Origin of the sequence: Streptomyces sp. NPDC005722 (assembly GCF_040630935.1) — a bacterium.
GTDB lineage: Bacteria > Actinomycetota > Actinomycetes > Streptomycetales > Streptomycetaceae > Actinacidiphila.
The window spans coordinates 213,949-230,519 of record NZ_JBEXYN010000005.1; the positions used below are offsets into that span (position 1 = coordinate 213,949).

The window sequence follows — 16,571 nt, forward strand, 5'->3', positions numbered from 1 at the left end:
CATGGCTCAGGTCTGGGCCATGTCCACGAAGCGCGAGTAGTGGCCCTGGAAGGCCACGGTGATGGTGGCCGTGGGGCCGTTGCGGTGCTTGGCGACGATCAGGTCGGCCTCACCCGCGCGGGGGGACTCCTTCTCGTAGGCGTCCTCGCGGTGCAGCAGGATGACCATGTCCGCGTCCTGCTCGATGGAGCCCGACTCGCGCAGGTCGCTGACCATTGGCTTCTTGTCCGTGCGCTGCTCGGGACCACGGTTCAGCTGGGAGAGCGCGATGACCGGAACCTCCAGCTCCTTCGCCAGGAGCTTGAGGTTCCGGGACATGTCGGAGACCTCCTGCTGACGGCTCTCGGGCCGGCGCGAGCCGCCCGCCTGCATCAGCTGGAGGTAGTCGATGACGACCAGGCGGAGGTCGTTGCGCTGCTTGAGCCGGCGGCACTTGGCGCGGATCTCCATCATCGACAGGTTCGGGGAGTCGTCGATGTAGAGGGGGGCCGCCGAGACGTCCGGCATGCGGCGGGCCAGCCGCGTCCAGTCGTCGTCGGTCATGTTGCCGGAGCGCATGTGGTGCAGGGCGACCCGGGCCTCGGCGGACAGCAGGCGCATCGCGATCTCGTTGCGGCCCATTTCGAGGGAGAAGAAGACGCTGGGCATGCCGTTGGTGACCGAGCAGGCGCGGGCGAAGTCCAGCGCGAGCGTGGACTTGCCCATCGCGGGACGGGCGGCGATGACGATCATCTGGCCCGGGTGCAGGCCGTTGGTGAGGGAGTCCAGGTCGGCGAAGCCGGTGGGCACCCCGGACATCTGGCCGCTGCGCGAGCCGATGGCCTCGATCTCGTCGAGGGCACCCTCCATGATCTCGGAGAGCGGGAGGTAGTCCTCGCTGGTGCGCTGCTCGGTGACGGCGTAGATCTCCGCCTGGGCGGAGTTGACGATCTCGTCGACGTCGCCGTCTGCGGCGTACCCCATCTGCGTGATGCGCGTGCCGGCTTCGACGAGCCGGCGCAGGACCGCGCGCTCGTGCACGATCTCCGCGTAGTACTCGGCGTTGGCGGCGGTGGGCACCGCGTTGACGAGGCTGTGCAGGTAGGGGGCCCCGCCGACACGGGCGAGCTCACCGCGCTTGGTCAGCTCGGCGGCGACGGTGATGGGGTCGGCGGGCTCACCGCGGGCGTAGAGGTCGAGGATCGCGGCGTAGACGGTCTCGTGCGCGGGCCGGTAGAAGTCGGCGCCCTTGAGCACCTCGACGACGTCGGCGATGGCGTCCTTGGACAGCAGCATGCCGCCGAGCACCGACATCTCGGCGTCCAGGTCCTGCGGCGGTACGCGCTCGAAGCCGGACCCCCCGCGGTCCTCGTCGCGGTCGCGGTCGCGGTCCCGCTCGTCCCTGCGGCGGAAGCGCGAGACGGGCAGGCGGTCACCGGGTCCGTCCGGCGGGAACGGCGGTTCGCTCCCCCAGTGGTCGTCCGCGGGTTCGGGCTGGCTCACCCCCCTGCCACCTCCTCCCCGTCCGGCGCTGACCGCTGCGTCGTGTCCCTTTTCCTACGCCACGGCTCTGACAATCTGCCGCCCGGACACACCTGTGGCGCGTCGGGCGACGCCCCACGGTAGGGGTCCACGGGGCTCACAGCCAAGACGGTTATCCACAGGGGCTGGGGATGACCTGTTGATGAACCGCCCCTACCTGTGGAGAAGCGTGCTCCAGCTGTGTACAGGGCGGGGGACAGCGCGGTGGACAAGCACACAATCACCCAATGATCACGCCACTGACCTGCACTTTCTTCATCCACCCGCTGTGGACAAGAAAAACTTGCCCGCTCGGCCCAAGATCACGACAAACGGCACGGAGGAGATCACCCTACGCAGCCACGCGTAAGAGTCAGTATCTCCTTGCGTCCCTTACATGTGGATGATTACCCTGGCCGGGTGCCCCAGGTCGCCGAACTCTCCCCCCAGCAGGCCGTACGCCGCCACGACCGCGAGATCATCGCCCTCGCGCTGCCCGCCTTCGGCGCCCTCGTCGCCGAACCGCTCTTCCTCATGGCCGACAGCGCGATCGTCGGCCACCTCGGCACCTCGCAACTCGCCGGCCTCGGCGTCGCGGGCGCCCTGCTCACCACCCTCGTCGGCGTCTTCGTCTTCCTGGCGTACGCCACCACCGCGGCCGTCGCCCGCCGGGTCGGCGCGGGCGACCTGCCCGCCGCCATCCGCCAGGGCATGGACGGCATCTGGCTCGCCCTCCTCATCAGCGCCGCGGCGGTCGCCGTCGCGGTCCCCGCGGCACCCGCCCTCACCGGACTGTTCGGCGCCTCGGGCACCGCGGCGCCGTACGCCGTCACGTACCTGCGGATCAGCGCCCTCGGCATCCCCGCGATGCTCGTCGTCCTCGCGGCCACCGGTGTGCTCCGCGGGCTGCAGGACACCCGTACCCCGCTCTACGTCGCCGTCGGCGGCTTCGCCGTGAACGGCGTGCTCAACCTGGCGCTGGTGTACGGCGCCGGGCTCGGCATCGCCGGCTCCGCCTGGGGCACCGTGATCGCCCAGAACGCGATGGCCGCCGTCTACCTGGCCGTCGTGGTCCGCGGCGCCCGACGGCACGGTGCCTCCCTCCGGCCCGACCTGGCCGGCATCCGCGCCTGCGCCCAGGCCGGGACGCCGCTGCTGATCCGCACGCTGAGCCTGCGGGCCGTCCTGCTGATCGCCACCGCGGTCGCGGCCGGGCTCGGGGACGCCTCGATCGCCGCCCACCAGATCACCACCACCCTCTGGTCGCTGGCCGCCTTCGCGCTGGACGCCATCGCCATCGCGGGCCAGGCCATCATCGGCCGGTACCTCGGCGCCGGCGACGTGGCCGGGGCCCGGGCCGCGTGCCGCCGCATGGTGCAGTGGGGCATCGCCTCGGGCGTGGTCATCGGCCTCGTCCTGGCCGTCTCCCGGCCGCTGATCGCCCCGCTGTTCACCTCGGACCCCGCCGTACGCTCCGCACTGATGACCGCCCTGCTGGTGGCGGCGCTCTCCCAGCCCGTCTGCGGCGTGGTCTTCGTCCTCGACGGAATCCTCATCGGGGCCGGCGACGGCACCTACCTGGCCTGGTCGATGGTCGTCACCCTCGCCGTCTTCGCCCCCGTCGCCCTGGCCGTACCGGCCCTGGGCGGTGGGCTCACCGCCCTGTGGTGGGCGATGGGGCTGATGATGCTCACCCGGCTGGCCGGCCTGCACTGGCGCGCCCGTTCGGGGAAGTGGGCCGTCACCGGCGCCGTACGCGCCTGACCGCGGCCCCGCCGCGGACGGCAAGACGCCGGGCCCGGAACCTCGCGGTTCCGGGCCCGGCGTTCACGCGGTGCGCGAGGGTCAGGAAGCGACGACCTCGACGTCGAGAGCGGCCTCGACCTCGGGGTGCAGACGCACCGACACCTTGTGCGAGCCCAGCGTCTTGATCGGGGAGCCGATCTCGATCCGGCGCTTGTCCACGTCCGGACCGCCCGCGGCCTTGACGGCGGCGGCGATGTCGGCCGGGGTCACCGAGCCGAAGAGACGGCCGGCGTCGCCCGCGCGGGTCGACAGCTTGACCTTGACGCCCTCGAGCTGGGCCTTGAAGGAGTTGGCCTGCTCGACGGTCGCGATCTCACGGATCCGGCGCGCGCGGCGGATCTGCTCGACGTCCTTCTCGCCACCCTTGGTCCACGCGATCGCGAAACCGCGCGGGATCAGGTAGTTGCGGGCGTAGCCGCTCTTGACCTCGACGACATCGCCGGCGGCACCGAGGCCGCTGACCTCGTTGGTGAGGATGATCTTCGCCATTGCTCAGTCACCCTTCCTTAGCGAGCGGTCGAGGTGTAGGGCAGCAGCGCCATCTCACGGCTGTTCTTCACGGCCGTGGCGACGTCGCGCTGGTGCTGGGTGCAGTTGCCGGTGACCCGGCGGGCACGGATCTTGCCGCGGTCGGAGATGAACTTCCGCAGCAGGTTCGTGTCCTTGTAGTCGACGTACGTGATCTTGTCCTTGCAGAACACGCAAACCTTCTTCTTAGGCTTGCGAGCAGGCGGCTTCGCCATTGTCTCTCTCCAGTGTGATCAAGAAGTTTGGTGCGCTGCCCTTAGAAGGGCGGCTCTTCCGAGAAACCGCCGCCGCCGCCGGAGCCACCGCCCCAGCTGCCGCCACCGCCGCCCTGGCCGCCACCGGCCGGAGCGCCGGTCGCCCACGGGTCGCCGTCGGGCGCGCCGCCCTGACCGCCACCGGGGCCACCGCCCCAGCCGCCGCCCTGGCCGCCACCGCCGCCGTAACCGCCCTGGCCGCCGCGCGAGGCGCCGCCGCCACCGCTGGCGCGGGTGATCTTGGCGGTCGCGCTGCGCAGGCTGGCGCCGACCTCGTCGACGTCCAGCTCGTAGACCGTCCGCTTGACGCCCTCGCGGTCGTCGTACGAGCGCTGCTTCAGACGGCCCTGCACGATGACGCGCATGCCCTTCTGGAGCGACTCGGCCACGTTCTCCGCCGCCTGCCGCCAGACCGAGCACGTGAGGAAGAGGCTCTCGCCGTCCTTCCACTCGTTGGTCTGCCGGTCGAAGGTGCGGGGAGTGGACGCGACACGGAACTTCGCGACCGCCGCACCCGAGGGGGTGAAGCGCAGCTCGGGGTCGTCGACGAGATTGCCGACGACCGTGATGACGGTCTCGCCTGCCATGGTGAGTGACCTCTCGGCGTTGCTTGGCTTCTCGGTTTCCCGACTGCCTTGAGCCCGCAGGCTCAGTGGGTCTCGGGACGGAGGACCTTGGTCCGGAGAACCGACTCGTTCAGGTTCATCTGACGGTCGAGCTCCTTGACGACCTCAGGAGTGGCGTTGAGGTCGATGACCGAGTAGATGCCCTCGGGCTTCTTCTTGATCTCGTACGAAAGACGACGACGGCCCCAGGTGTCGACCTTCTCGACCTTGCCGCCCGCGTTGCGGACGACGCCGAGGAAGTTCTCGATCAGCGGGGAGACAGCGCGCTCCTCGAGATCGGGGTCGAGGATCACCATCACCTCGTAGTGACGCATGTGGAACCCACCTCCTTTGGACTCAGCGGCCACGGCGTTTCCGTGGCAGGAGGGTTTGCATCGCGTCGCAACGGTATCGCGGCCCACCGACAACGCCCGGGGCGTTCCGGGGATCACTCCCCGCAGGCCCCGTGGGACCTTCGTGTGGACCTGCACAGACACCGGTGCAGACGGTACACACTACCCGGCTCGTGGCTTCCGGTTGAAATCCGCCCCCGGAAGCCCGCAATCTGTACACATCGGGTGTGTCCGGCGCTACGATGCGCCACCTCTCCATCACGGAGGTTCCCCATGGCACAGGCAGTACGGCCCACCACCGGCAGCCGTCTCTACCAGCGAGCCCTCTCCACCCTCAACTCCGACGGCAGGCCCCACCCGGTCGAGAACACCCTGGCCGTCGTGACCGTCGTACTCGGCCTGGTGGCCGCCATCGCGGCGTTCTGGGACCACCTCCACCTGCTCAGCTGCTGGGCGGGGCTGGCGGGCATCCTCGTGGGCGCCTTCGGGCAGTACCGCTCCGCCACCACGGCCGAGCGCTTCCTCTTCATCATCGGGATGGGGCTGGCCGCGATCGGCTTCTACATCGGCATGGCCCACGGCGGCCTCTTCGGCGGGGTGGTGTAGCCGGCCGTCCCCCAACCCGGCACCCGCCGGGCGAAGCCGCGGACCGAGTTGTCCACAGCCCCCGCGGGGGCGTTCGCCGTTCGCAGTAGGCTTCGGCGCAGTAATGCAGTCAGCAATGCCGTAGCCGCAGCGATGGGGAGCGCCCCGCATGAGCTTGACCCTGAGGACCATCAGTCGGGAACAGCACCTGGCGTACATCCAGAGCCTGCCCTCGGCAAGCCACTGCCAGGTTCCCGCCTGGGCGGACGTCAAGACCGAGTGGCGCTCGGAGAGCCTCGGCTGGTTCGACGACAAGACCGGTGAGCTGGTCGGCGCCGGCCTGGTGCTCTACCGGCAGCTGCCCAAGGTGAAGCGCTACCTCGCCTACCTCCCCGAGGGCCCGGTCATCAACTGGTACGCCCCCAACCTGGACGAGTGGCTGCGCCCGATGCTGGCGCACCTGAAGCAGCAGGGCGCGTTCTCCGTGAAGATGGGCCCGCCGGTCGTCATCCGCCGCTGGGACGCGGCCGCCATCAAGTCCGGCATCGCCGACCCGGACGTCAAGCGCCTGCGCGACGTCGAGGCGACGTTCATCGAGCCCCGCGCCTTCGAGGTGGCCGACCGGCTGCGCCGCATGGGCTGGCAGCAGGGCGAGGACGGCGGCGCCGGCTTCGGCGACGTGCAGCCCCGCTACGTCTTCCAGGTCCCGCTGGAGAACCGCAGCCTGGACGACGTCCAGAAGGGCTTCAACCAGCTGTGGCGCCGCAACATCAAGAAGGCCGAGAAGGCCGGCGTCGAGGTCGTCCAGGGCGGCTACGACGACCTCCCCGTGTGGCAGCAGCTCTACGAGGTCACCGCCGAGCGCGACCACTTCCGCCCGCGGCCCCTCTCCTACTTCCAGCGCATGTGGCAGGTCCTCAACACGGAGGACCCCAACCGCATGCGGCTGTACTTCGCGCAGCACGAGGGCGAGGCGGTCGCCGCCGCGACGATGCTCGTCGTCGGCCGGCACGTCTGGTACTCGTACGGCGCCTCGGCCAACCACAAGCGCGAGGTCCGGCCGAGCAACGCCATGCAGTGGCGGATGCTGCGGGACGCCTACGCCCTCGGCGCGAGCGTGTACGACCTGCGCGGCATCAGCGACTCGCTGGACGAGAGCGACCACCTCTTCGGTCTCATCCAGTTCAAGGTGGGCACCGGCGGGCAGGCTGCCGAATACCTGGGCGAGTGGGACTTCCCGCTCAACAAGCTGCTGCACAAGGCGCTCGACATCTACATGTCCCGTCGCTGACCCGCGTGCCCGACTGACCGCAGACACCGCAGAAAGGTCCCCGTTCCGGCCATGGCGCTCACCCTGTACGTCGACACCGCGCGCTGGCGTGCGCACCAGCAGTCCGAGGCGGAGCAGTTCCCCGGGCTGGTACCCGTCTGCAAGGGCAACGGGTACGGCTTCGGCCACGAGCGCCTGGCCGAGGAGGCGATCCGGCTCGGCTCGGACATCCTCGCGGTGGGCACGACGTACGAGGCAGCCCGGATCAAGGACTGGTTCGGCGGCGACCTGCTGGTGCTGACCCCGTACCGGCTGGGCGAGGAGCCGGTGCCGCTGCCGGACCGCGCCATCCGCTCGGTCTCCTCCGTGGAGGGCGTGCGCGGCCTGGTCGGGGCCCGGGTCGTCATCGAGGTCATGAGCAGCATGAAGCGCCACGGCGTCAGCGAGGACGACCTGGTCAAGCTGCACTCGGCCATAGACGACGTGCGCCTGGAGGGCTTCGCCATCCACCTGCCGCTGGACCGCACCGACGGCTCCGACGCGGTGGAGGAGGTCTTCGGCTGGATGGAGCGGCTGCGCGCGGCCCGGCTGCCGCTGCACACCATGTTCGTCAGCCACCTGAAGGCGGGCGAACTGACCCAGCTGCGCAACCAGTTCCCGCAGACCCGCTTCCGCGCCCGGATCGGCACCCGGCTGTGGCTGGGCGACCACGAGGCGACCGAGTACCGGGGCGCCGTCCTGGACGTCACCCGCATCGCCAAGGGCGAGCGCTTCGGCTACCGCCAGAACAAGGCCTCCGAGGACGGCCACCTGGTCGTCGTGGCGGGCGGTACGTCGCACGGGGTGGGCCTGGAGGCCCCCAAGGCCATGCACGGCGTCATGCCGCGCGCCAAGGGCGTCGCGCGGGCCGGTCTGGCCACCATCAACCGCAACCTGTCGCCCTTCGTGTGGGCCGGCAAGCAGCGCTGGTTCGCCGAGCCCCCGCACATGCAGGTGTCGATCCTCTTCCTGCCGGGCGACGTGGCGCCCCCGGCCGTCGGCGACGAGCTGGTCGCGCACCTGCGGCACACGACGACCCAGTTCGACCGCGTCGTCGACCGCTGAGCCCCTCCCCGGGTCAGTGGGGCTGCGCCGGCGGCGCCGGGTCCACGCCCCACTGCACCGGGCGCGCCTCGCCGTAGCCGTGGCCGTCCTCGGGGCCGCCCTGCAGCGGCGCGGCGTGCCGCGGCCGGTGCGAGGGCCTCCCCAGCACGAACACGTCCTCCGCGCCGTCCAGCACGCCCCCGGAGGGGTCGTCCGAGCCGTCCTGGCGCACCGCGTCGCGCTCGGGGAAGAGGATGTCGCGGACGACGACCGCGCACAGGTACAGCGTCCCGATCAGGTGCGCCGCGATGGCCAGGTGGTAGCCGTCCTGCGGCAGTCCCTTGCTGTTGCCGCCCGTCGTGTACGCCAGGTACGACCAGATCCCGAGGAAGTACATGACCTCGGCGGCCTGCCACACCAGGAAGTCCCGCCAGCGCGGCCGGGCGAGCGCCGCCAGCGGCACCAGCCACAGCACGTACTGCGGCGAGTAGACCTTGTTCGTCAGGATGAACGCGGCCACGACGAGGAAGGCCAGCTGCGCGAAGCGCGGGCGCCTCGGGGCGTACAGGGTGAGCGCGGCCATGCCGGCGCAGAACAGCAGCATGAGGGCGATCGCGTACGCGTTCGCCCCGTCGAGGGACGTGCCGGTCTGCTGGGAGATGATCAGCCAGACCGAGCCGTAGTCGACGCCCCGCTCCTGGCTGAAGGTGTAGAACTTCGCCCAGCCGTCCCAGGCGAGCAGCATCACCGGAAGGTTCACCACGACCCAGGCACCCGCGGCACCGCCCAGCGCCGCGCTCCAGGCCTTGAGCTTCCCGGCCCTCAGGCACAGCAGGAACAGCGGCCCGAGCAACAGGAGGGGGTAGAGCTTGGCGGCCGTCGCCAGCCCGATCAGGATGCCCGCGGCCAGCGGACGGTTGCGCGACCACAGCATCATCCCGGCCGCCGCGAGGGCGACCGCGAAGAGGTCCCAGTTGATGGTCGCGGTCAGCGCGAACGCCGGCGCCAGCGCGACCAGCAGCGCGTCCCAGGGGCGGCGCCGGTTGGTACGGGCCACGCAGACCGCGATGACGGCCGTGCAGACCATCAGCATCCCGGCGTTGACCAGCCAGTAGACCTGCTCCCGGTGCTGGATCGTGCCGCCGTGCGGGGTCAGCCAGGAGGCGACCTCCATGAAGAGCCCGGTCAGGACCGGGTACTCCAGGTAGCCCATGCCGCCGGAGACCGTGTCCGGGATGCGGTCGAAGTAGGGGACCAGGTCGTCGGCGAAGCCCCGGCCGTAGTACAGGTGCGGGATGTCGGAGTAGCAGGCGTGGCTGTACTGGGCGTTCGCCCCGAAGAACCAGCCGCTGTCGTAGCACGGCACCTTCTGGACCATGCCGAGCGCGAACATCCCGATCGCCACGAGCACGACCACGCGCAGGGGGTTCCACCAGCCCCGCCGCCCCACGGCCGCGAAACGGCCGAGCGGACCGCCGATGACCTCGCTCCCCGCCACCGCGACCGGGTCCTCGCGGGTCGGGGGCACGACCGCCTCGGCCTCCGAGGCCTCGTGGTGGGGGTCTTCGCGCACGATCGTCATGGGCCACATCCTGCCCTACATCCGCGCGTGCGGAGCGTCGGATCCCCACGGCGCCCGCCCGTCCGCCCGGGACGGCCGCGGCCGCGGAGGGCACAAGCCCTCCGCGGCCGCGGATCCACTGCTCTGCGCAACGCGGGGCGGTCAATTGCCCCCGTTGCCTCCGGACCCCAGGAGCCCGCCGTTGCCGTTGCCCCCGTTGCCCTTCCCGGTGCTGCTGGAGGACGGGGTCCCCGATGGTGTCCCGCCGGTCCCTCCGTCGGAGGTTCCGCCGTCGTTCCCACCGCCGCCGTCCTGCTGGCAATCCCACTGCCAGGGCTTGCACGTCTCCGACTCGGTCGGGGTCGGCGGGGCCTGCGGCCGCGAGATGGTCGGGGTCGGCGTCGCCGTCGCCGACTCGGTCGGGGTGGCGGAGACCGAGGGGCTCGCCGACGGGGCGCCCGGCTCGTCGTGGATGTCACCGATCTTCGGGGCGTCGGGGAAGCCGGTGTCGGGCCCCGTCACGGCGCCCTTCATGTAGGCGGTCCAGATCTCGGTCGGGATGTCACCACCGTGGATGGACTCGACGCCCGCGGTGCCGTTCATGGACAGCAGTCCGTGGGTCTTGGGGTCCTCACGGAACATCGCCACGGACGTGGCCAATTGCTGCGTGTAGCCGACGAACCAGGCCGACTTGTTGCTGTCGGTCGTACCGGTCTTGCCGGCCGCCTTGCGGCCGAGTTCCTTGGCGCGGAAACCCGTACCGTTCTGGATCACGTTCTCCAGGACGTCGGTGACGTTGTCGGCCACCTCCGCCGGCATGACCCGGGAGACCTTGGGCTTGTCGAAGCCGTCGACCACGGCGCCGTTCTTCTTCACGGACACGACCGAGTAGGGATCCACGTGCTTGCCGGAGGCGGCGAAGGTCGCGTAGGCGTCGGCCATGCGGATGGCGCTCGGGGTGGACGTACCGAGGGCGAACGACGGGTTCCGGTCGGCCATCGTGGCCTTCAGGATGCCGGACTTCTCGGCGACGTCGGCCACCTTGTCCATGCCGACGTCCATGCCGAGCTGCACGAACGGCGAGTTGACGGACTGCTCCATCGCCTTGCGCAGGCTGATGTAGCCCCAGGGGTACGGGCTCTCGTTCTCCTGGAAGAAGGGCGTGTTGTCCTTCTTCAGGACCAAGGAGCCGTCCTGGTTCTTGATCTTGATGTGGTCGTTGCCGTTGTACTCGCTCAGCGGCGAGACGCCCTCGCCGTCGGAGCGGTACGTGCCGTACTCCATGGCGGCGGCCAGGACGAACGGCTTCCACGTCGAACCGACGGGGACACCCTTGGTGTCGGCGTTGTTCGTGAAGTGGTTGTTCTCGAAGCCCGCGCCGCCGTAGAGGGCGACGATGGCGCCGTCGTTGGGCTTCACCGACGCGGCGCCGAACTGGACGTGCTTGTCCTTCTCCTTCTTCGGATTGATGTTCGCCTTCTCGACCTTCCGCACGGCCTTCTCGAGGGCGTCGACCCTCTTCTTGTCGAAGGTCGTGTGGATCTCGTAACCGCCCCGGTCGAGCGCCGCGCGGCTTATGTCGGAGTGCGCCAGCACGTAGTTCTGAGCGGTGTCGACCAGGTAGCTGATCTGGCCCGTCATGCCCTTGGTGGCCTTCAGGCCCTGCGGCTCCGGGTACTCGCTGACGGCCTCGGTGTACTCGTCCTTCTTGAGCGCACCGTCCTTGTACATCTCGCCGAGGATCCACTTCCAGCGGCGCTCGGAGCGCTCCCGGTTGGCCTTGGCCGTCGCGGTGCTGTCGATGCTGGTGGCACCGGCCGGGTCGTAGTACGTCGGGCCCTTGAGCAGCGCCGCCAGGAAGGCGCACTGACTGGGGGTGAGCTTGGAGGCGTCACGGCCGTAGTAGGTCTGCGCCGCCGCCTGGATGCCGTAGGCACTGCGGCCGTAGTACGACGTGTTCAGGTAGCCCTGGAGGATTTCGTCCTTGTCGAGCTTCGTCCCCACCTTTATGGAGATGAACAGTTCCTTGAACTTACGGGTGACCGTCTGGTCCTGGCTCAGGAACGTGTTCTTGACGTACTGCTGGGTGATCGTCGAGCCACCCTGCGCCTGGCCGCCCCTCGCCATGTTGAACAGGGCGCGGGCGACACCCATGGGGTCGACGCCCGAGTCGTCGTAGAAGCTCTTGTTCTCCGCGGAGATGACCGCGTTCTGCATCGCCTTGGGGATCTCGGCGAGCGACACGTTCTGCCGGTTGGCACCGGTGCCGGTCGCCACCATGCGGTCGCCGTTCGCCCAGTAGTAGACGTTGTTCTGCGACTTGGCGGCGTCGTTCTCGTTGGGGATGCCCACCATCGCGTACCCGACACCGGCGACGGTGACGATGCTGCCGAAGAAGAAGAGGCACAACCCGGAGGCGAGCTTCCAGGACGGCATCCAGCGACGCCATCCGTCCCTGCCCCAGCGGGGGTAGTCGATGATGCGCTTCTTCGGGGGCTGCCCCCCTCCGCGGCCGCCCCCCGTGGCCGTCCTGCGACGACCACCCTTCTGTGCCTCCTGGGCGGCCCTGCGTGCCGCGGCGCGCCCCTGGTAGGGCGGCTCGGCCCCGCGGGCCCGGCCACCGGTGCTCGCGCGGCCCCCCGCGCCTGTGCCCGCACCCTGACGGGGGGGCTGTCCCGTGCCCTGGCGCGGGCCGTGACCCTGCCCCGAACCGGTGCCGTGCGCGCCGTACGGCTGCTGCGGCCTCGGCGGCCCAGCGGCCCGCCGGCCGCCGGGCGGCGGGGGCTGCTGCTGCGCGCCGCGCCGGGCGGCTGCCCGGCCGTCGCCGGGCGACTGCGGCGGCTTGCGACGGTGCTCGCTCATGAACAGCTACTCCTAGGACAGGCGGAATCGCCTGAAAGCGGCAGTTGGTTTTCCGGTCCCCCCGGCGTGCGATGGCCGCACTGCACCAGGGACAAGGACGCTCACTGACGTCACACGGTTCCCGGTGCTCTGCATGGCGAACAGAGTACGCACGGTCAAAAGAGGTTCTAGCCAGATGTTCATCACATTACGGACGGTTGACGGTGGACGGATTTGGCGATGTGACGTCGGTCACCGTGAGCCGCCTTGCCGTATCCGGGAAGTCGTTCTATCGTCCCGATGTATCGAGCCGATACATCACGGCGAGATAAGAGGCGCCGACGGAACGGACGGGAGGGGAACGCGGGCATGAGCAAGCGCTCCGGCATCCTCGAGTTCGCCGTCCTGGGCCTGCTGCGCGAATCCCCGATGCACGGTTACGAGCTGCGCAAGCGGCTCAACACCTCGCTCGGTGTGTTCCGCGCGTTCAGCTACGGCAGCCTCTACCCCTGCCTCAAGACACTGGTCACCCAGGGCTATCTGGTCGAGGAGACCGGCCCTGAACCCGATCCGCTCGCCGCGCCGCTGGCCGGCCGACGGGCCAAGATCGTGTACCGGTTGACGGCGGCCGGCAAGGAGCACTTCGAAGAGCTCCTCGCCCACTCCGGGCCTGACGCGTGGGAGGACGAGCACTTCGCGGCTCGTTTCGCCTTCTTCGGCCAGACGTCCAGGGACGTACGGATGCGCGTCCTCGAGGGGCGGCGCAGCCGCCTCGAGGAACGCCTGGAGAAGATGCGCGCGTCCCTCGCGCGTACCCGTGAGCGGCTCGACGACTACACGCTCGAGCTGCAGCGGCACGGCATGGAGTCGGTGGAGCGAGAGGTCCGCTGGCTGAACGAGCTGATCGAGACCGAGCGGGCGGGGCGCGGCAAGCAGCCCCCGGCCGCTCCGTCCGCCGATGCCGAGCAGGACAACCAACAGGAAAACGGCGGACCCGGCACGCGCCGGGGACCCGCGTGACGATTACACAGGGAGCAACCGGAATGGGTTCGGTTCGCGTAGCCATCGTTGGCGTGGGAAACTGCGCCGCTTCGCTGGTGCAGGGCGTCGAGTACTACAAGGACGCCGACCCGGCCAGCCGGGTGCCTGGCCTCATGCACGTGCAGTTCGGCGACTACCACGTGAGTGACGTCGAGTTCGTCGCCGCCTTCGACGTGGACGCGAAGAAGGTCGGCCTCGACCTCGCGGACGCCATCGGTGCCAGCGAGAACAACACCATCAAGATCTGCGACGTGCCGCAGAAGGGCGTGACCGTCCAGCGCGGCCACACCCTGGACGGTCTCGGCAAGTACTACCGCGAGACCATCGAGGAGTCCGCCGAGGAGCCGGTCGACGTCGTGCAGGTCCTCAAGGACCGCCAGGTCGACGTGCTCGTCTGCTACCTGCCCGTGGGTTCCGAGGCCGCGGCGAAGTTCTACGCGCAGTGCGCCATCGACGCCAAGGTCGCCTTCGTCAACGCCCTCCCGGTCTTCATCGCCGGCACCAAGGAGTGGGCGGACAAGTTCATCGAGGCCGGTGTGCCGATCGTCGGTGACGACATCAAGTCGCAGGTCGGCGCCACCATCACGCACCGCGTGCTGACCAAGCTCTTCGAGGACCGCGGTGTCGTCGTCGAGCGCACCATGCAGCTGAACGTCGGCGGCAACATGGACTTCAAGAACATGCTCGAGCGCGAGCGCCTGGAGTCCAAGAAGATCTCCAAGACGCAGGCCGTCACCTCCCAGATCCCCGACCGCGACCTGGGTGAGAAGAACGTCCACATCGGCCCCTCGGACTACGTGGCCTGGCTGGACGACCGCAAGTGGGCGTACGTCCGCCTCGAGGGCCGTGCCTTCGGCGACGTCCCGCTGAACCTGGAGTACAAGCTCGAGGTCTGGGACTCCCCGAACTCCGCGGGTGTCATCATCGACGCGCTGCGCGCGGCGAAGATCGCCAAGGACCGCGGCATCGGCGGCCCGATCCTGTCGGCGTCCTCCTACTTCATGAAGTCCCCGCCGGTGCAGTACTTCGACGACGAGGCCCGCGAGAACGTGGAGAAGTTCATCCGCGGCGAGGTCGAGCGCTGAGCAGCGGCTTAGCCCCCGTCACCACTCGTCGTACGACGCGATCGCACAGGCCCCCGGGTACCGCACCCGGGGGCCTGTCGGTCATGTGAGGCTGTGCGCATGCCCGTTGTCCGTGATCTCCGTGTGCTGCTGCGTTTCCGGGACTTCCGCCGGCTGCTGGCGGTCCGGCTGCTGTCCCAGCTCTCCGACGGGGTCTTCCAGGTGGCGCTGGCGGCCTACGTCGTCTTCTCACCGGAGAAGCAGACCTCGCCGGCCGCCATCGCCTCCGCGATGGCGGTCCTGCTCCTGCCGTACTCCCTCGTGGGTCCCTTCACGGGTGTCCTGCTGGACCGCTGGCGGCGCCGGCAGGTCCTCCTCCACTGCAACCTGCTACGGGCGGTGCTCTCCGTCGGCACGGCCGTGCTGATGCTGCTGCGCGTCCCGGACTGGCTGTTCTACCTGTCCGCCCTGTCGGTCACCGGCATCAACCGCTTCGTGCTCGCCGGCCTGTCGGCCGCCCTGCCCCGCGTCGTCGACGGGGAGCGCCTGGTCATGGCGAACGCGCTCTCCCCGACCGCCGGCACGCTCGCCGCCACGGTGGGCGGCGGAGCGGCCTTCCTGGTGCACCTGGCCGTCGCCGAGGGCACCCGCTCCGACGTCCTGGTCGTGGTGCTGGGCGCCTTCCTCTATCTCTGTGCCGGGCTCACCGCGCTCACCTTGGGACGGGACCGGCTGGGGCCGGATCCGACCCGTGTCCAGCCACGAGTGGGAGAGGCGCTGCTGAGCACCTTCCGCGGTCTGGCGCACGGTCTGGGGCACCTGCGCCGGCGGCCCCGTGCGGCGCGCGCCCTGGCCGCGATGACCGCGATGCGCTTCTGTTACGGCGGGCTCACCGTGACGGTGCTGATGCTCTGCCGCTACGCGTGGTCGGGCTCCGGCGGTACGGGCGACGGGACGGCGGACGGACTCGCGCTCCTCGGCCTGGCGGTCGCCGTGTCGGGGGCCGGCTTCTTCACGGCGGCCGTCGTCACGCCGTGGGCCACAGGGCGCTTCGGCACCTTCGGATGGATCACCGTCTGCGCGGGTTCGGCCGCCGTCCTGCTCCCCGGACTGGGCCTCCCCTTCGAACCGGCCCCGGTACTGGCCGCGGCCTTCGTGTTGGGGCTGGCCACGCAGGGGGCGAAGATCGCCACCGACACGGTGGTCCAGTCCTCGATCGACGACGCCTACCGGGGGCGCATCTTCTCCCTCTACGACGTGCTGTTCAACGTCGCCTTCGTCGGCGCGGCCGCCATCTGCGCACTGGTCCTCCCACCCGACGGCCGCTCCGCGGGACTCCTCCTGACGCTCTCCGCGGTCTACGCCGCGGTGGCGATCGGCACCGCGAGGACTCCGCGCCGTTTCACGTGAAACACGACGATCACCCCGCGTCCGTCCGTTTCACGTGAAGCAGCCGCCCCGGGTGATGGGCTGTCCGACCCCTCCAGTAGCGTTCGCGCGTTCACAGGAACTGACAGATTCATCCCAGGGAGGGGAACGACCATGGCGACTCCGCCGCCCCAGAACTTCAACAACCCGGACCCACAAGGTCAGCCCGCCGCCTTCCCGCCCCCACAGGGTCAGCCCGGCGCTTTTCCGCCGCCTACAGGTCAGCCCGGCGCCTTCCCGCCGCCGGCCGCCCCGCCGCGGCGAGGCAGGAACATCGGCAAGCGCGTCCTCGGCGTGGTCGTCACCATCATCGTCCTCATCGGTGTGCGGTTCGCGTTCTCCCAGTTCGACAAGACCGACGCCGAGACGTCGAAGGTCGGCGGGTGCCTCCACAACAAGGGCACCGACACGAGCCCGGACCTCGTGGACGTCGAATGCTCCTCCGGTGACGCCCAGTTCAAGATAGTCAAGAAGTTCGACGACTCGAGCGACCAGAAGCAGTGTGAGGCCGTCACCGAGTCGGACGTCTACTACACGCAGTCCGGCACCGACTTCAACAACGTCGTGCTCTGCCTGCAGAGCATCACCAAGTGACGGGGTCGCCGTTACGGTCGAGGGGGTCGTGTTTCACGTGAAACACGACCCCCTCGTT

General features: G+C 69.8%; 15 protein-coding genes. 8 read left to right on the forward strand and 7 right to left on the reverse strand.

Going from position 1 to position 16,571, the window contains the following annotated elements; all coding sequences use genetic code 11:
- Positions 1-6 precede the first annotated feature (6 nt).
- The gene (gene dnaB / locus ABZ479_RS08745) at positions 7-1,482 is read right to left on the reverse strand and encodes a replicative DNA helicase (protein WP_500460797.1); all 1,476 of its coding nucleotides are present in this window, start codon (positions 1,480-1,482) and stop codon (positions 7-9) included.
- 438 nt (positions 1,483-1,920) lie between these two features.
- On the opposite strand from dnaB, the gene ABZ479_RS08750 reads away from it, so the two are divergent.
- Positions 1,921-3,264, forward strand: coding sequence for an MATE family efflux transporter (locus tag ABZ479_RS08750; protein ID WP_500460799.1), 1,344 nt, complete (start codon positions 1,921-1,923; stop codon positions 3,262-3,264).
- Between the two features lie 81 nt (positions 3,265-3,345).
- Here the strand turns inward: ABZ479_RS08750 and rplI are convergent, their stop codons facing one another.
- From rplI to rpsF, 4 genes are all read right to left on the reverse strand, one after another.
- A complete protein-coding gene (gene rplI, locus ABZ479_RS08755; protein ID WP_089225418.1) occupies positions 3,346-3,795 on the reverse strand; it encodes a 50S ribosomal protein L9 in 450 nt (149 codons plus the stop codon).
- Positions 3,796-3,812: 17 nt separating this feature from the next.
- The gene (gene rpsR / locus ABZ479_RS08760) at positions 3,813-4,049 is read right to left on the reverse strand and encodes a 30S ribosomal protein S18 (protein ID WP_026250812.1); all 237 of its coding nucleotides are present in this window, start codon (positions 4,047-4,049) and stop codon (positions 3,813-3,815) included.
- Positions 4,050-4,090: 41 nt separating this feature from the next.
- Positions 4,091-4,675: a single-stranded DNA-binding protein gene (locus ABZ479_RS08765; RefSeq protein WP_500460800.1), complete on the reverse strand. Its 585-nt coding sequence runs from the start codon at positions 4,673-4,675 to the stop codon at positions 4,091-4,093.
- Between the two features lie 62 nt (positions 4,676-4,737).
- Entirely contained in the window at positions 4,738-5,028 is a 291-nt protein-coding gene (gene rpsF, locus ABZ479_RS08770) for a 30S ribosomal protein S6 (protein WP_018558167.1), read from the reverse strand.
- A gap of 291 nt (positions 5,029-5,319) precedes the next feature.
- On the opposite strand from rpsF, the gene ABZ479_RS08775 reads away from it, so the two are divergent.
- From ABZ479_RS08775 to ABZ479_RS08785, 3 genes are all read left to right on the forward strand, one after another.
- Positions 5,320-5,652 (forward strand): hypothetical protein, encoded by a 333-nt coding sequence (locus tag ABZ479_RS08775; RefSeq protein ID WP_500460801.1) that lies wholly within the window; start codon positions 5,320-5,322, stop codon positions 5,650-5,652.
- A 148-nt stretch (positions 5,653-5,800) separates the two neighbouring features.
- Positions 5,801-6,922, forward strand: a complete 1,122-nt coding sequence (locus ABZ479_RS08780) for a lipid II:glycine glycyltransferase FemX (protein ID WP_499604656.1) — start codon at positions 5,801-5,803, stop codon at positions 6,920-6,922.
- A gap of 51 nt (positions 6,923-6,973) precedes the next feature.
- Positions 6,974-8,005, forward strand: coding sequence for an alanine racemase (locus ABZ479_RS08785; protein ID WP_499604654.1), 1,032 nt, complete (start codon positions 6,974-6,976; stop codon positions 8,003-8,005).
- Positions 8,006-8,018: 13 nt separating this feature from the next.
- Here ABZ479_RS08785 and ABZ479_RS08790 read toward each other — a convergent pair whose 3' ends face one another.
- Together ABZ479_RS08790 and ABZ479_RS08795 are read right to left on the reverse strand one after the other, a co-directional pair.
- Positions 8,019-9,566, reverse strand: coding sequence for a glycosyltransferase family 87 protein (locus tag ABZ479_RS08790; protein ID WP_500460802.1), 1,548 nt, complete (start codon positions 9,564-9,566; stop codon positions 8,019-8,021).
- A gap of 141 nt (positions 9,567-9,707) precedes the next feature.
- Entirely contained in the window at positions 9,708-12,407 is a 2,700-nt protein-coding gene (locus tag ABZ479_RS08795; protein ID WP_500460803.1) for a transglycosylase domain-containing protein, read from the reverse strand.
- Between the two features lie 348 nt (positions 12,408-12,755).
- Between ABZ479_RS08795 and ABZ479_RS08800 the strand changes: the two genes are divergently transcribed.
- The 4 genes from ABZ479_RS08800 to ABZ479_RS08815 all read left to right on the forward strand — a co-directional run bounded on the left by ABZ479_RS08800 (position 12,756) and on the right by ABZ479_RS08815 (position 16,513).
- Positions 12,756-13,406, forward strand: a complete 651-nt coding sequence (locus ABZ479_RS08800; protein WP_018558161.1) for a PadR family transcriptional regulator — start codon at positions 12,756-12,758, stop codon at positions 13,404-13,406.
- A gap of 23 nt (positions 13,407-13,429) precedes the next feature.
- The gene (locus ABZ479_RS08805) at positions 13,430-14,512 is read left to right on the forward strand and encodes an inositol-3-phosphate synthase (RefSeq protein WP_500460805.1); all 1,083 of its coding nucleotides are present in this window, start codon (positions 13,430-13,432) and stop codon (positions 14,510-14,512) included.
- A 99-nt stretch (positions 14,513-14,611) separates the two neighbouring features.
- Positions 14,612-15,901 carry an MFS transporter gene (locus tag ABZ479_RS08810; protein ID WP_500460806.1) on the forward strand — a complete coding sequence of 430 codons (1,290 nt, stop codon included), beginning with the start codon at positions 14,612-14,614 and terminating at the stop codon, positions 15,899-15,901.
- Between the two features lie 132 nt (positions 15,902-16,033).
- Entirely contained in the window at positions 16,034-16,513 is a 480-nt protein-coding gene (locus tag ABZ479_RS08815) for an LppU/SCO3897 family protein (RefSeq protein ID WP_500460808.1), read from the forward strand.
- The last annotated feature ends 58 nt before the right edge of the window (positions 16,514-16,571 follow it).

What these genes read in the sequence shown, in the direction of transcription:
- ABZ479_RS08800 (WP_018558161.1), top strand. Translation starts at nt 12,756, where the DNA reads ATGAGCAAGCGCTCCGGCATCCTCGAGTTCGCCGTCCTGGGCCTGCTG.
- ABZ479_RS08785 (WP_499604654.1), top strand. Translation starts at nt 6,974, where the DNA reads ATGGCGCTCACCCTGTACGTCGACACCGCGCGCTGGCGTGCGCACCAG.
- ABZ479_RS08815 (WP_500460808.1), top strand. Translation starts at nt 16,034, where the DNA reads ATGGCGACTCCGCCGCCCCAGAACTTCAACAACCCGGACCCACAAGGT.
- ABZ479_RS08780 (WP_499604656.1), top strand. Translation starts at nt 5,801, where the DNA reads ATGAGCTTGACCCTGAGGACCATCAGTCGGGAACAGCACCTGGCGTAC.
- ABZ479_RS08795 (WP_500460803.1), bottom strand. Translation starts at nt 12,407, where the DNA reads ATGAGCGAGCACCGTCGCAAGCCGCCGCAGTCGCCCGGCGACGGCCGG.
- ABZ479_RS08775 (WP_500460801.1), top strand. Translation starts at nt 5,320, where the DNA reads ATGGCACAGGCAGTACGGCCCACCACCGGCAGCCGTCTCTACCAGCGA.
- ABZ479_RS08810 (WP_500460806.1), top strand. Translation starts at nt 14,612, where the DNA reads ATGCCCGTTGTCCGTGATCTCCGTGTGCTGCTGCGTTTCCGGGACTTC.
- ABZ479_RS08790 (WP_500460802.1), bottom strand. Translation starts at nt 9,566, where the DNA reads ATGACGATCGTGCGCGAAGACCCCCACCACGAGGCCTCGGAGGCCGAG.
- rpsR (WP_026250812.1), bottom strand. Translation starts at nt 4,049, where the DNA reads ATGGCGAAGCCGCCTGCTCGCAAGCCTAAGAAGAAGGTTTGCGTGTTC.
- rplI (WP_089225418.1), bottom strand. Translation starts at nt 3,795, where the DNA reads ATGGCGAAGATCATCCTCACCAACGAGGTCAGCGGCCTCGGTGCCGCC.
- rpsF (WP_018558167.1), bottom strand. Translation starts at nt 5,028, where the DNA reads ATGCGTCACTACGAGGTGATGGTGATCCTCGACCCCGATCTCGAGGAG.
- ABZ479_RS08805 (WP_500460805.1), top strand. Translation starts at nt 13,430, where the DNA reads ATGGGTTCGGTTCGCGTAGCCATCGTTGGCGTGGGAAACTGCGCCGCT.
- ABZ479_RS08765 (WP_500460800.1), bottom strand. Translation starts at nt 4,675, where the DNA reads ATGGCAGGCGAGACCGTCATCACGGTCGTCGGCAATCTCGTCGACGAC.